This is a genomic window from Ligaoa zhengdingensis (assembly GCF_014384885.1).
GTDB lineage: Bacteria > Bacillota > Clostridia > Oscillospirales > Ruminococcaceae > Ligaoa > Ligaoa zhengdingensis.
Genome location: NZ_JACRST010000002.1, coordinates 46,616 through 60,594, shown reverse-complemented (window position 1 = coordinate 60,594; position 13,979 = coordinate 46,616). Strand labels below are relative to the sequence as shown.

Annotated in this window: 10 protein-coding genes; 1 reads left to right on the top strand and 9 read right to left on the bottom strand. The window is 59.5% G+C overall.

Going from position 1 to position 13,979, the window contains the following annotated elements; genetic code table 11:
* Nucleotides 1-47: 47 nt before the first annotated feature.
* Together H8711_RS02660 and mutY are read right to left on the bottom strand one after the other, a co-directional pair.
* Complete coding sequence (locus H8711_RS02660) at nt 48-932, bottom strand: radical SAM/SPASM domain-containing protein (protein WP_249281993.1); 885 nt, start codon at nt 930-932, stop codon at nt 48-50.
* On the bottom strand, nt 932-2,014 hold the full coding sequence (gene mutY / locus H8711_RS02655; RefSeq protein ID WP_249281992.1) for an A/G-specific adenine glycosylase: 1,083 nt from the start codon (nt 2,012-2,014) through the stop codon (nt 932-934). Before mutY ends, H8711_RS02660 begins: the two co-directional genes overlap by 1 nt.
* Before the next feature lie 180 nt (nt 2,015-2,194).
* Between mutY and H8711_RS02650 the strand changes: the two genes are divergently transcribed.
* Nucleotides 2,195-3,592 (top strand): sodium-dependent transporter, encoded by a 1,398-nt coding sequence (locus tag H8711_RS02650; RefSeq protein WP_249281991.1) that lies wholly within the window; start codon nt 2,195-2,197, stop codon nt 3,590-3,592.
* A gap of 1,715 nt (nt 3,593-5,307) precedes the next feature.
* Here the strand turns inward: H8711_RS02650 and H8711_RS02645 are convergent.
* From H8711_RS02645 to fucO, 7 genes are all read right to left on the bottom strand, one after another.
* The gene (locus H8711_RS02645) at nt 5,308-6,138 is read right to left on the bottom strand and encodes an amidohydrolase family protein (protein WP_249281990.1); all 831 of its coding nucleotides are present in this window, start codon (nt 6,136-6,138) and stop codon (nt 5,308-5,310) included.
* A gap of 40 nt (nt 6,139-6,178) precedes the next feature.
* A complete protein-coding gene (gene mscL / locus H8711_RS02640; RefSeq protein ID WP_249281989.1) occupies nt 6,179-6,616 on the bottom strand; it encodes a large-conductance mechanosensitive channel protein MscL in 438 nt (145 codons plus the stop codon).
* An 81-nt stretch (nt 6,617-6,697) separates the two neighbouring features.
* Entirely contained in the window at nt 6,698-8,479 is a 1,782-nt protein-coding gene (locus tag H8711_RS02635) for an ABC transporter ATP-binding protein (RefSeq protein WP_249281988.1), read from the bottom strand.
* Nucleotides 8,480-8,526: 47 nt separating this feature from the next.
* The gene (locus tag H8711_RS02630) at nt 8,527-9,441 is read right to left on the bottom strand and encodes a class I SAM-dependent methyltransferase (protein ID WP_249281987.1); all 915 of its coding nucleotides are present in this window, start codon (nt 9,439-9,441) and stop codon (nt 8,527-8,529) included.
* Nucleotides 9,442-9,657: 216 nt separating this feature from the next.
* Nucleotides 9,658-10,836, bottom strand: coding sequence for a DEAD/DEAH box helicase (locus H8711_RS02625; protein WP_249281986.1), 1,179 nt, complete (start codon nt 10,834-10,836; stop codon nt 9,658-9,660).
* A 146-nt stretch (nt 10,837-10,982) separates the two neighbouring features.
* Entirely contained in the window at nt 10,983-12,563 is a 1,581-nt protein-coding gene (locus tag H8711_RS02620) for an amidohydrolase (protein ID WP_249281985.1), read from the bottom strand.
* 175 nt (nt 12,564-12,738) lie between these two features.
* Nucleotides 12,739-13,884: a lactaldehyde reductase gene (gene fucO, locus H8711_RS02615; protein ID WP_249281984.1), complete on the bottom strand. Its 1,146-nt coding sequence runs from the start codon at nt 13,882-13,884 to the stop codon at nt 12,739-12,741.
* Nucleotides 13,885-13,979 lie beyond the last annotated feature (95 nt).

Below are 13,979 nucleotides of genomic sequence, written 5' to 3'. Positions count from 1 at the left end.
TGTATGTATGATTATACCATAATCCCTACGGGAAGTCAGCCTTTCCGCTATTTTTTGCGCTCCTGCGCGGTTCGGTCTGCCCTCCCGCAGCGGCGGCAGAGCAGCTCCACCGCCTGGCGCGCGGTGAACCCTTCACAGATGCGCTCGGCCCGGCGGGACAGCAGAATCTGTTTGAGTGGGGCCGAAAAGAGGTTGCCGAGGGCGACTGCACCCTCGCTGTCGAAGCAGCAGGGTACCACCGTCCCGTCCACCAGCACGCCGAACTGCTCGCGCAAGCCGGTGCAAAACGCCTCCGTCCCCAGGATGGGCGCGGTCAGGGAGGGCCACTGAAACCGCTCGGCCATCTCCAAATAGATGCGGGGGGCGAGCTTGACGCCGCTTTGCCCCTGCGAAAGCATCTGGCGCAGGGAAAAGGTGCAGCAAAATTTCCCCTCCAGCAGCTCGATGATGTCGCGATTCAGGCGGTTTTCCCCGCGCAGCTCGCCGCTGTCCATGTTCCACAGGCGCAGGATGCACACCGTCCCCCGTTCCGCGAGGGCGCACGCCGTGTCCACGACGGTGTGCAGGTAATCGCACAGCGGCCCCGTCTGCCCGTTGGCCTCGAAGCTGTGCAGCGAAACCTGAAGCCGGCACAGGCTGGAGGCGCCCAGCAGCAGGTCGCGGCGCTGTTGCAGCAGCGTCCCGTTGGTGGTAATCGCCGCCTTGAACTCCAGAATTTCGCAGATTTTGAGGATTTCGTCGAGCTGGGGGTGCAGCAGCGGTTCCCCCATCAGGTGCAGATAGATCCAGTCGGTCAGCGGCCGGATTTGGCGGGCCGCCTGCGCGAAGCGCTCGGGGCTCATAAAAGCGGGAGCGCGCGCGATGGGGGGACAGAAGCTGCACCGGAGGTTGCAGCAGTTGGTGATCTCCACATAGGCCCTTTTGTAGTGCATCAAGGGGATTGCACCCACCTCTCCAGGTCGGCGCTGTAGGCCCTGAGCGCGCCGGGCAGGGCGTGGCCTTCCCGCAGCTGCGGCAGCGATATCCACTCGCCGCCGGGTAGGGGGATGGGCTGTTCTGCATAGGCCAGATATCCCTGCATCCGCCATTCGATGTGGGTGAAGATGTGCTTGGCCTTTTTCAGCGTGTGCATCGACCGCACCGCTAAGCCGTCCCGCTCCAGCTCGCGGCAGAGCTCATCCCGCGAGAGATGGCCCGGGCGGTTCCAGAACTCCCACAGCCCGGCCAGCAACCCGCCCTCCGGCCTCTTTTGCAGGTAGACGAGCTCCCCGCAGACCAGCACGCAGACGGTCTTTTCCTCGATTCTGCGCTCGGGCTTGGGCGGCTTCACCGGGTAGTCGAGCTCACAACCGGCGCGGTGCGCCGCGCACAGCTCCGCCAGCGGACACCCCCCGCACAAGGGCAGGCCGTTCGGCAGGCAGACCAGCGCGCCCAGCTCCATGAGCGCCTGGTTGAAGTCCCCCGCGCGCCCCGCAGGGATCAATTCGCGCGCGAGCGCCTGGTAGTCCCGCTTCACCGCGGGTAGGGTGATGTCCGCGCAGTTCGCCGTCACGCGCGAGAGCACCCGCATCACATTGCCGTCCACACACGGCGCCGGAATGCCGTATGCGATCGATGCGATCGCCCCCGCCGTGTACTCCCCGATGCCGGGCAGCGCCAGCAGTTGTTCGTAGTCGCGCGGCAGCTCCCCGCCGTGGCGCTCCACCACCAGCTTGGCGGCCTTTTGCAGGTTGCGGGCGCGGTTGTAGTAGCCCAGGCCCTCCCAGAGCTTGAGCAGCGTCTCCTCGTCACACGCCGCCAGGTCGCGCAGGGTGGGCAGCGCGGCGATAAACCGGTCGAAGTAGGCGCGCACCGCCTCCACCCGGGTCTGTTGGAGCATGATTTCACTTACCCAGGTGTAGTAACTGTTGTGGGCGTCCCGCCAGGCCATCTCGCGCTTGTTCTGGTCGTACCAGGCGAGCAGGGGGGCGGGGATTGCCGCGGCGGAATCCCTGGTTTCACGGTTAAAAATCATCGGCTGTAACCCCGTTTCGTCAAAAGATGAAGGGAATAGACCCTTTTAGTCTACCAGCAGCCCACCGGGATTGCAAGGGGCCCAGAGATTGACAACTGCCCTGTAAAACTGTATGATATTGGTAACTGTCTTTTGTTCATATTTTGGATAAGGAATTTTCACATTTGAGGAGGTTTTCTTTTGGAGAGGGAAAAGTTTTCATCGCGGCTCGGCTTTTTGCTGATTTCCGCGGGATGTGCGATCGGCATCGGGAACGTGTGGCGGTTCCCCTACATCACGGGGCAGTACGGCGGAGCGGTGTTCGTGCTCATCTACCTGTTGTTTTTGGCGATTCTGGGGCTTCCGATCATGGTGATGGAGTTCGCGGTGGGCCGCGCCAGCCAGAAGAGCGTGGCGCTTTCCTTCAATGTGTTGGAGCCCAAGGGCAGCAAGTGGCATATCTACCGTTGGTTCGGCATGGCGGGCAACTACCTGCTGATGATGTTTTATACCACGGTGGGCGGCTGGATGCTGACCTACTTTGTGAAGATGGTCAAGGGGGATTTTGTGGGGCTCGACGCCGACCAGGTGGGCGCGGAATTCGGCGCTGTCACCTCGCAGATGGGGATGCAGATTTTTTGGATGATCGTGATCGTGCTGGTGGGCTTCGGCATCTGCTCGCTGGGCCTGCAAAAGGGTGTGGAAAAGATCACAAAATGGATGATGTGCAGCTTGTTCGTCATCATGGTCGTCCTGGCGATCCGCTCGGTCACCCTGCCCGGCGCGGTTGAGGGCCTCAAATTCTACCTGGTGCCCGATTTCGGCCGCATGGTGGAAAACGGCATCGGCAACACGATCTTCGCGGCGCTCGGCCAGGCGTTTTTCACGCTCAGCCTGGGCATCGGCGCGATGGCGATTTTCGGCAGTTACATCGGCAGGGATCGCAGCCTCATGGGCGAATCGGTCAGCATCACCATACTCGATACGCTGGTCGCGCTCATCGCGGGCCTCATCATCTTTCCGGCCTGCTCGGCGTACAGCGTCAACCCCGGCGAGGGCCCCGGCCTGGTGTTCGTCACCCTGCCAAATGTGTTCAACCACATGGCGGGCGGCCGCTGGTGGGGCGCGCTGTTCTTCATCTTTATGTCGTTTGCAGCCCTGTCCACCATCGTCGCGGTGTTTGAAAACATCCTATCGTTTGCCATCGATCTCACCGGATGCAGCCGTAAAAAGGCGGTGGCCTGCAACCTGGTCGCCATCATCTTGCTTTCGCTGCCCTGTGTGCTCGGTTTCACTGCGTGGGCCGGTTTCCACCCATTGGGGGGAAGTAGCAACATCCTCGACCTGGAGGACTTCCTGGTGAGCAACAACCTGCTGCCGCTGGGCAGTCTCGTCTACCTGCTGTTTTGCACTCGACGCTACGGCTGGGGTTGGGATAATTTCATCGCCGAGGCCAACCAGGGCCGGGGTCTCAAGTTCCCGCGCTGGGCGCGGGTGTATGTCAGCTACATCCTGCCGGTTATCGTGCTGCTGGTGTTTGTGCAGGGGTATCTCTCCAAATTCTTCCCCGCGTTTTATGCGCGGCTGTTCGGCGGATGAGGCAAATTCAAATGGAAAAGCGCCGGGGCTCCTCAATCGGGCTCCGGCGCTTTTGTGATGCGCAATCGGCTGTATGTTATCTGCATTTTTCGACAAAACCTCTTGCATTTTTACCAATATTCGCCTATAATAAGTTCGAGGCACAAAAAGAGCAAGGCAGGCCCAGAGGTTAGCCCCCTCTGCGCCCTGCATATGAGCCGAGAACTCATACACTGCGGCAACAGCCGCGCCCTGCAACCGACATTATACAACATTTTTCCCCCGCTGTAAAGGAGCCAGCGATGTGCTCACACGCTGACACGCATAAAAGTCGCGCCTTGCAAGTCGAAGATGGATATGCGTTCCACACGTGGGGAGGATGTGCCGCGCTGTATTTTGCAGGCGGCCTGCGTTGCACGAATGAAGGGGAAAACATTCGGGGTGCTGTATGAGTAAAAAACATACAGCGCCTTTTTTGCGTCCTCAAACAGAGGCCGGGCGGGATGGCACTATCATCCCCGCCCGGCTTTTTGCGGCCTTTTTACGGAGCTTTTGCGTGCCCCCGTGCGCCTGCCTCGGCATTGCCTGGGCGGGGTTGCGCCCCTGCGGGACGGCTGGTGCAATTTTAATTTAATGTTTCATTTTTAAATGTTCTTCTTTTATGTGAAAAGAAGAACCAAGGCCCCAGGGGCCCTTCTCTTGGCCCAATGGGCCAATTCACCTTGAAAGCACACAAAAGGGTTTTCCCCTTTTGAAACCCCCGCGCCGGAGATAAAATTTGCGCTGATGTTGCCGACACCCGGCAAGCCCCCTCGGCAATGGTTCTGAAGTCGCTTCGCGAAAAAAGGCAAGGGGACGCTTCGCTCCCACGAACCATTGCCCCTACGGGGAGCCCTCGGACGATACCAGTAAAGCGCGCAGGCAGCGCACCGCTTGATTTTTGGCTCCGGGTCGGGTCGGCAACGCCGACGGGAAAGCCGGGTTGGCGCTTACGTTAATACAGGGCGCGGTGGCCGAAGCCGGAAGCACAAACAGAACACCGCATTTACGCCCTCGGAAGGGCGGAGGATCTAGGGCAAGCGGGGGACGGCAGAGAGGATGCGGGCATTACCCGAGGGGATCCCGCCAAAGGCGGGACAGGTGCCTGAGTGGAGCGAGTGCCCTCCAGAGGGCCTTCTCTTGTCCCTTCGGGACAATTCACCTTGCGCTCCCTGGAATTTGCACGAAGCGACTGGAAGGCACGTCGGCAGTGCCGACAGGCAATCCGAGTTGGCGCTTGCGCCATACCGGGTGCGTCCTCCGCGCGGAAGCTGCACTTTGCTTAACAAACGAGCCTGCCCGGCTTTCCTCCGGCCGTTGGCCGGCCGCCCCAAAGGGGGGTGCCAAAGGGGGGAACGCCCTTTGGGGCGCTTTTGCTCACTTTTGGCGCGTACCAAAAGTGAGGCGTCCCGCGGGGGCGCAACCCCGCCGGGCATGCGCCCGGGGGCAATGCCAAGGCAGGCACACGGCAGTGCGCAAACGCTCTGCCCGAAGCTGCAAGGCAAAGTGCAAACCCATCGGGCGGCGCCCGGAGGCGGTGCCGAAGAAAACATTTACTAAGGCATTGGACTCGGTGCCCGTAGCTGCAAAGCAAAGTGCAAACCCGCTGGCCAGTGGCCAAGGCCAAGCCGGGCCAGCTGCGCTACAATGCGCAAACGCTCTGCCCGCAGCTCACAGCTACGGGCAAACCCTCCGCTTTATTCCGGCTGGCCGACCGTCACGCCGAACAGCCGCTCGAAATTCTGATACAGGATTTTGTCCTGCTCCTGTTCGGTGAGATCGAGCGCCAAAAAGCGTTCCAGCTCCACCCGTGGCTCCCACATCGGGAAGTCGGTGCCGAACATCATGTGGTCCGCGCCGAAGTGATGGATCAGGCCGACCGCCTCCTCCGGGGTGAGCCGCCACAGGCTGCTGGAGGTGTCGAAATAGAGCTGCTCCCCCACGAGATATTTCGCCGCGTCGCTCCACCGCTGGTAGCCGCCAAAATGCGCCGCAATGCAGCACAGGCCGGGCACCTCCTCCAACACATGCGCCAGGCGCTGGGGGGCGGAGTAGTCGTAGCGGTCGTCGCCCATGTGGAACAGGATGGGCAGCCCGGTCTCGCGCACCTTGCGGTAGAGCGGCAGCATCGAGTCGTCGTCGATGTTGAAGCGTTGGAAGTCGGGGTGGAATTTAAAGCCGCGCAGCCCCAACGAGATGGCGCGGTCGATCTCCTCCGCCCAGTCGGTCTGCGCGGGATGCAGGGCGGCGAGTCCCAAAAACTGCGGATACTGCCCGCACTTCTGCGCGATAAAGTCGTTGATCGAGCGCGCCTGCTCCGGCTTGGTGGCCACCGAGCAGACGAGAAACCGGCCGATGCCCGCCTGCGTCCCGCTTTCTAACAGGGTGTGCGGGTACCCGATGCGGTTCATGCCGATGTGGTAGAAATCGCCCACCGAGGCGGTGGCCTTCTCCGCAATCTTGCCTGGATAGATATGGGCGTGCGCGTCTGCGATGGTGAGCACCCGCCCGTTGTGTCTCATTTGCATACTTTGCCTGCCTCTCCTTGGTCAAAATAGAACAAACCGCTTATTTGGTGACGGCGTGTTCTTCCCGCAGCAGGTCGCGGATTTCGGTGAGCAGCTCGGCCTCGGTCGGGGCGGGCGGAGCTGCCACAGCGGCTTCCTCCTCGGCCTTCTTGCGGGCAGCGCGGCCGCGGTTGACCAGCTTGACCGCCAAAAAGATTGAGAACGCAATAATCAAAAAGTCGATGATATTCTGAATAAAGCTGCCGTACAAAATTTCGGTGTTGAGCACGACCTCCTGGCCGCCCTGCATCACGGTTTTGCTGAGCACCCACTTGAGCTCCTTAAAATCCATGCCTGCGGTGAGGTAGCCGAAGAACGGCATAATCAGGTCGTTGACCAGCGAGGTGACGATCTTACCGAACGCGCCGCCGATAATTACGCCGACCGCCATGTCGATCACATTGCCTTTAAAGGCGAATTTTTTAAATTCCTGCCACATAAAAAATCTCCCTTTCTTGTCGGTTTGTGCCGGACCTGTTTTTATTATAATACGGTTTTTCAAAAAAACAAGGGAAAAGGCCTAGCGCGACACGCTGTTGTTCCCCAAATCGGAGAGGTTGTACAGGTGGCTGTAGACCCCTCCCTTGGCGAGCAGCTCCTCGTGGGTGCCCTGCTCCTCGATGCCCTTCTCGGTGAGCACCAAAATGGTGGCTGCGTTGCGGATGGTGGTGAGGCGGTGGGCGATGGTGAAGGTGGTGCGGCCGTGCGCCAGCTTTTCCAGCGACTGCTGCACAATCCGTTCGCTCTCGTTGTCCAGCGCCGAGGTGGCCTCGTCCAGAATCAGGATCGGCGGGTTTTTGAGGAACACCCGCGCGATGCTGATGCGCTGCTTTTGTCCGCCCGAGAGCTTCACCCCGCGCTCGCCCACATAGGTGTCATAGCCGTCGGGGAAAGCGGTGATAAACTCGTGCGCGCCCGCCAGCTTGGCTGCCTTGATCACCTCCTCGCGCGAGGCGTCCGGGCGGCCGTACTGGATGTTTTCAAACACGCTGCCCGAGAAGAGGTAGACCTCCTGCTGTACCACGCCGATGTTGGAGCGCAGCGAGTGCAGGGTAAAGTCGCGGATGTCGCGCCCGTCGATCAGGATGCGCCCGGCGGTCACATCGTAAAAGCGGGGGATGAGATTGCACAGGGTGGTCTTGCCGCTGCCCGAGGGACCCACCAGGGCGATATTGTCGCCCGGCTTCACATGCAGTTGGATGCCGGAGAGCACATTTTTGTCGTCGTCCCCGTAGTGGAAATCCACGTGATCGAACTCGATCTCGCCCACCACATCGGTCAGCTCCTCCGCGCCGCTGTCGTCGTCGATATCCACCGGCGCGTCCATCAGCTCGAGGAAGCGCTCGATGCCGGTCATGCCGCGCTGGAACTGCTCGGTAAACTCCACAATGCGCCGGATGGTGGTGAGCAGTGTGGTGACATACAGCAGGTAGGCCATCAGATCGGCCGGGGTGATCTGGCCGTTTATCATAAACAGCGAGCCTGTCACCACCACTGCGATGTACATAATGCCGTCGAACAGGCGGGTGGTGCTGTGAAAGGCCGCCATATAGCGGTACATCCGGCGCTTGATGTCGAGAAAATCGCCGTTGCCTTGCTCAAACTTTTCCTCCTCGATCTCCTCGTTGGCGAACGACTTGACCACCCGCACCCCCAACAGGCTGTCCTCCACCTGGGCGTTCAGCTCGCCGATCTGGTGGCGGGAATCCTTGAACGCCCGGCGCATCTGGGTGTTGAAGTGGGTGGAACAGAGCAGCATCACCGGGATAACCGCGAAGATGATGCAGGTCAGCGGCAGGTTGATGGTGGCCAGCACAGCGAAGGAGACGACGATCTTGAGCCCCGCGATGAAAAATTCCTCGGGGCAGTGGTGCGCGAATTCGGTGATATCGAACAGGTCGCTGGTGATGCGCGCCATGATCTGCCCGATCTTGGTGTTGTCGTAAAAAGAATAGGAGAGGCGCTGCAGATGGGAGAACAGGTCTCTGCGCATGTCGGTTTCGATGCGCGCGCCCATCATGTGCCCAATGTTGGCCATGTAGTAGTTGGCTGCGGTGTCGATGAGCCGCAGCAGCAGGTAGAGCGCGCCGATCGTAAGGATGACCGGCACCGTGAGGCTCCCCAGATCGTTCGCACCTTTCTCAGTGATGTACCGCACCATCATGGGGAGCACCAACTCGCACACGGTGGTGAGCGAGGCGCAGAACAGGTCGAGCAGCAGGATGCCGGTGTACTTTTTAAAGTAGGGTGCAAACCGCCGGAGCAGCACCGAGGTTTTCATGGTGCGGGTGGGATGGCTCATGATATTCCGCCTTTCTTTCAAGAATATAGGAAAAGGGCACAGGCCGGTCAGTTTTTGACCGCCAGGCAATAGTTGACGTTGTCAAACGCATACATGGAGTATTGGGGATTGAATTTGTTGTAGCCCGCAAAGAACCGTTTGGTCATTTCGTCGGGTGCCAGATGTTCATAGATCAGGAAACCGGAGTCCGAGAGCAGGCGCTCCATTTCTTTGTAGGAGTAACTTGCAAGCATCGCTTCACCAGTTCCGCCGGCAAGCTGCGCCTGCTTCCTTGCGCGTTTTCCCGCCCTGTTGGTGTAAGCGTCCTGATCGGGATAATCAAAGACGAGGGAGCTGCCCTTGGGGAGAAAATCTCCGGTCGCGGCGATCATATCCTTGAATTGTTCCGCTGTGAGATAGTAGGACAGCCCCAAAAGGCTGCAAAAGCTGATACGCTTCGAGGAAAAGGTCTTTTCCTGGAGCAGGGAGGTTTGCCAGCCTTCGGAGGTGAAATCCGCGCTTACATAGCGGGCATTTTCCGGAATTTCAACCGTCGCCCTTTGCAGCCGCGCCATTTTGTCCGCCGCTGTCGCGGGGTGGTCAATTTCAAAGATGGTGAGCGGCTTTGCCCAGTCCGGCTGGCGGTAGGCAAAGGTGTCGTACCCGGCTGCAAAGATCAAATACTGCGACGCACCGATGCGGACAGCGGTCCCGAGGGAGCTTTCCGCAAAGGCGGCCCGCGCGAGCGGGGTCGGAGACAGGTAATTATCGACGATCCACCGCAGCGCCTGCTGTGCATCGCCCACAAAGGATGGATGGAAAAAGCCGATGCCGGAGGCCATGCTTTCTGAAATCAGATGGTATTCCCCGTCGGTCAGAATCGCCCTGGCAACACTGTCGTTAAAAATCTTAATTTCGTTGTTTTCTGCGTGATATGCCCTTGAAAATGCGCTGACGAGTGCGGTCATGCTTTTTTGTCCCATTTTTCAGTCACCTCTTATTCTTCATACACCCGGCGGGGCAAAAGCGCAAGACTTGAAATTTTCTCTATTTTGTGGTATCATAAGAAACAAGAGATAAGAGAATTTACAAATCCGTCACAAGTTTGGTGGCGGATTTTTTGTTTTATGAAAACGCAAAGAAAAGCCACAGGACGCCAAAAGCATCCTGTGGTGAATCGTGCGGAAAGGAAAATAATGTTACCGTATGATGGTCATTTCAAGGCCGCTCGGCTTCTGCACCGGCAGCTCGATGAGATTGCGGGAGGCGTCGAATTGGAGCGGGATGACATCAGCCCCGGCATATTTGAGCATGTCCCGCAGGCGGGTCTTTTCGTTGGCTGCATAAAAGATGTAGGAGACGCCCTGCCGCTTGGCGCGTCCGGTGCGCCCGATGCGGTGGGTGTAGTACTCGTTTTCGTTGGGCATCTCATAGTTGAACACCGTGTCCACGTCATCCACATCGATGCCCCGCGCCGCCACGTCGGTGGCTACAAGGTAGTTGATCTCGCCGGCCTTGAACCGCGCCATAATGCTGTTGCGCTCCTTTTGGTTCATATCCCCGTTGAGGCACTCGGCGTTGAGGCCGCGCGCGCGCATCTGGTTGCGCAGCGCTTCGGTGCCATATTTGGTGTTGCAGAAGATCATCGCCTTTTTGCTGTCGCGCAGGCGGATGAGCTCGAGCATGTCCTCCAGCTTTTGGCTGCCCTGCGTCTCCATGCTGTACTGGGTGATCTGGGGCTTGCTCTCCTCCACCGGCAGCACCACCAGCTCTTCCGCGTCCCGCTGGTACAGCCAGCCGATGTCCATCACCGGGCGGGAGATGGTGGCCGAAAACATCGAGATTTTGCGGCTCTTGGGCAGCTTGTCCAGGATGAAGCGCACATCCTTGAAAAATCCCATGTCGAGCATCTCGTCGGCCTCGTCGAGCACCGCGATTTGTACCTTGTTCAGCTTGAGCGAGCCGCGCTTGAAGTGGTCGATCAGCCGCCCAGGGGTGGCCACCACGATTTGCGGGTTATTTTTGAGCGCAGAAAACTGCTTGCCGATCGGCTGGCCGCCGTATACCGCGACAATCTTCAGCCCCTTTTTAAATTGAGCGAGCTCCCGCAGCTCGTCCACAATCTGGGTGCAGAGCTCACGGGTGGGGCAGAGCACCAGCGCCTGCAGAACAGGATTTTCCAGATCGATCTGCTCGATGATGGGGATGCCGAAGGCGCAGGTCTTGCCGGTTCCGGTGGGCGCCTTGGCGATCACCTCGCGTCCCGCCAGCATCACGGGGATGGCCTTCTGCTGGATTTCCGTCATGGTGGTGAATCCCATTTTTTTTACTGCTTGAAGCAGCTCCGGTGATACCGGAAGTTCGCTGTAGTTTGTCATGCCGTACTGTACCCTTTCCGTTCCTCAAAAAGTTGATTTTGTCCGAAGCCGATTTTTTCGGCCCTATGATATCACAGATGCGCAGCGCGCGGCGGCATCTATTGATGTTCTACGGTTATTATATCACATTGTGAAGCCGGGGGCAATCAGTGGCGCAGGTAAACGGTTTTTCCCTCCTTGATCGTTTGCATCACCCTAAGCTCGCGCAGCCGGTCGGGGGAGACCTTCAGCGGGTTTTGATCGAGGATGACCAGGTCAGCCAGCTTGCCGGGGCGCAGGCTTCCCTTGCGGTTCTCCTCAAAGTACTGATAGGCGGCGTTGACGGTGACGCCGCGGAGCGCCTCCAGCGGGGAGATGCGCTCCTGCTCTCCCAAGAGATGGCCTGCCCGGCTGATGCGGTTGACTGCGCACCAGATGGTTTCGATCATATTCGGGCGGATGACGGGGGAGTCCTGATGGAAGGTGTAGACCACGCCGGTGTCGATAGCGGTGCGCGCGGGGCTGATCGCTTGGGCGCGCTGATCGCCGAAATTTTGCAGGTGCACATCCCCCCAGTGCCAGATGTGAGCGGCAAAGAAGGAGGCGATCAGGCCGAGGCGATGCATGGCGGGCAGTTGGTCGCGCCGCACGAGCTGCGCGTGGATCATCACATTGCGCGAGGCAGGGTCCCCGCAGGAGGCGCAGGCTTCGATCAACTGCTGGGCCGCCGCGTCACCGTTGCAGTGGGTGAGCAGCTGCATCCCGTCCCTCCGGGCGGTGGCCACAAAGCCGCGCACCGCTTCGTCTGTGTGGATGGGATACCCCCGGTAGCCGTCTTCCGCTCCCTCATAAGGCCGGGTCATCCAGGCGGTCCGGCCCTGTGGAGAACCATCCAGAAAGATTTTGTAACCGCCGATCTTGAGCCGGTTGCGGTAGCTTTTGCGGTATTGGGGGTACTGTTCCGCGATCGGCCGGCTGTGCTCCAGATCGAGGTAACAGACCACGTCGGCCTCCAAAAGTCCGGATTCCGCCGCAGCTTGCAGGAGCGCCCAGTCCCCCTGTTTTGTGATCCCATCCTGGATGGTTGTGATACCGTTTTCAAAATAGATGTTCTGAGCTTGAACCAGGCTGCTGCACAGCTCCTCCATGGTTGGTTGGGGAATCCTGGCGGTCAAGCCGGAGAAAGCGGTCTCTTCCAGGTAGCCGTTGGGCGTCCTGCCGTCCGCTTCACGGCCGATGACGCCGCCCGCCGGATCTGGGGTGTCCGCATCCACCCCGAGCGCCCGCAGCGCGGCGGAGTTCGCCACCCCCATGTGCCCGGAAGCGTGGGCGATCAGTACAGGGCGGTCGGGGCAGGCCGCGTCCAACACCTGGCGGGTGGGGTGCCGGCGGTTGGGAAAGCGGTTGTGGTCGTAGCCAAAGCCGGTGATCCACTGGCCGCCGGTCCGGGGATGGGCGCGCGCATAGTCCGCGATGGATGCGCCCAGCGCCTCAATACTGGAAACATCCTCCAGCGGAAGCAGGCGCAGGGTACTGGCCAGCGCAGTGATGTGGCTGTGCGGGTCCAAAAAGGCGGGAAGGAGCGTCTGCCCGCACAGGTCCACCAGTTCCGCATCCGGATAGCGCTTCATCAATTCCGCCTTGGCGCCGAGCGCGCCGATCATGCCGCCCTCCACAGCGAGCGCAGGGGAGTACAGGGGCTCCTCCATGGTGAGAATATCCCCGCCGTAGTAAATAGTGTGCCTCATGCGAAAAGACCTCTTTTCCATTGTGATGTGACATTTTTATTACTGTTTCCTGATATCGGATGTGGTATGAATTCTGACCTTTTGCGCTTGGTGGCCAGGCAGGGCCGATGATATCCAAAAAACCCCCGCCGTCAGCAACAACGGCGGGGGCACGTGCCACACAGAGTGTGAAGAATTACATCACCTTGCGGAACAGCTCTTTCAGATCCTCGACAGAGGTATCCTTCGGATTGCCCGGGCGGCAGGCGTCCGCATAGGCGGACTCGGCGAGGAATTGCAGGTCCTCCTCCTTGAGGGCGGTCAGCTTGGCGGGGATGCCCACGTCCTCGGAGAGCTTGCGCACCGCGTCGACGGCCGCCTTGCGGTATTCCTCCTGGCTCATGGCATCCACACCTGCAACGCCCAGGGCGCGCGCAATCTCGCGGTACTTTTCGCCGGTGCAGGAAGCGTTATATTCCATGACGATGGGGAGCATCATGGCACAGGCCACACCGTGCGGGGTATCGTACACCGCACCCAGGGTGTGGGCCATCGAGTGAGCGATGCCCAGACCGACGTTGGAGAAGCCCATGCCGGCGATGTACTGGCCGAGCGCCATGCCGTCGCGGCCCTCTTTGGTGTTGGCGACAGCGCCGCGCAGCGATTTGCCGATGATCTCAATCGCTTTGATATGGAACATATCGGTCATTTCCCACGCGGCCTTGGTGGTGTAGCCCTCAATGGCGTGGGTCAGAGCATCCATACCGGTGGAAGCGGTGAGGCCCTTGGGCATGGAGGCCATCATATCCGGGTCGACAACCGCGACGATCGGCATATCGTGGGGATCGACGCAGACGAATTTGCGTTTGCGTTCTACATCGGTGATAACATAGTTGATGGTGACCTCTGCTGCAGTGCCGGCCGTGGTGGGAACCGCAATGATCGGCACACAGGGATTTTTGGTGGGCGCGACGCCTTCCAGGCTGCGCACATCCTCAAATTCGGGGTTGGCCACGATGATGCCGATGGCCTTGGAGGTATCCATAGAGGAGCCGCCGCCGATGGCGATGATGTAATCGGCGCCCGCTTTTTTGTAAGCCTGCACGCCGTGCTGGACATTCTCAATGGTCGGGTTGGCCTTGATATCCGAATAGACTTCGTAAGCCAGTCCTTCCTTGTCCAAAAGTTCGGTGACCTTGGTGGTGACGTTGAATTTGATCAGATCCGGATCGGAGCAGACGAATGCCTTTTTGAATCCGTGGGATTTGGCCTCGCTGACGATTTCCGAAATTGCCCCCGCGCCGTGGTAGGAGGTCTGATTCAACATGATACGGTTTGCCATCCTGCATTTCTCCTTTTTTCATATTTGAGAGGTTTTCAATCGGTCATGCCCTCAACTTTTATTTTATTCCGCAGCATGGGGAAAGTAAAGTTACA

Coding starts and splice junctions, on each gene's coding strand:
- H8711_RS02620 (WP_249281985.1), bottom strand. CDS start 12,563: ATGAGGCACACTATTTACTACGGCGGGGATATTCTCACCATGGAGGAG.
- H8711_RS02630 (WP_249281987.1), bottom strand. CDS start 9,441: ATGGGACAAAAAAGCATGACCGCACTCGTCAGCGCATTTTCAAGGGCA.
- H8711_RS02635 (WP_249281988.1), bottom strand. CDS start 8,479: ATGAGCCATCCCACCCGCACCATGAAAACCTCGGTGCTGCTCCGGCGG.
- fucO (WP_249281984.1), bottom strand. CDS start 13,884: ATGGCAAACCGTATCATGTTGAATCAGACCTCCTACCACGGCGCGGGG.
- mscL (WP_249281989.1), bottom strand. CDS start 6,616: ATGTGGCAGGAATTTAAAAAATTCGCCTTTAAAGGCAATGTGATCGAC.
- mutY (WP_249281992.1), bottom strand. CDS start 2,014: ATGATTTTTAACCGTGAAACCAGGGATTCCGCCGCGGCAATCCCCGCC.
- H8711_RS02660 (WP_249281993.1), bottom strand. CDS start 932: ATGCACTACAAAAGGGCCTATGTGGAGATCACCAACTGCTGCAACCTC.
- H8711_RS02645 (WP_249281990.1), bottom strand. CDS start 6,138: ATGCAAATGAGACACAACGGGCGGGTGCTCACCATCGCAGACGCGCAC.
- H8711_RS02625 (WP_249281986.1), bottom strand. CDS start 10,836: ATGACAAACTACAGCGAACTTCCGGTATCACCGGAGCTGCTTCAAGCA.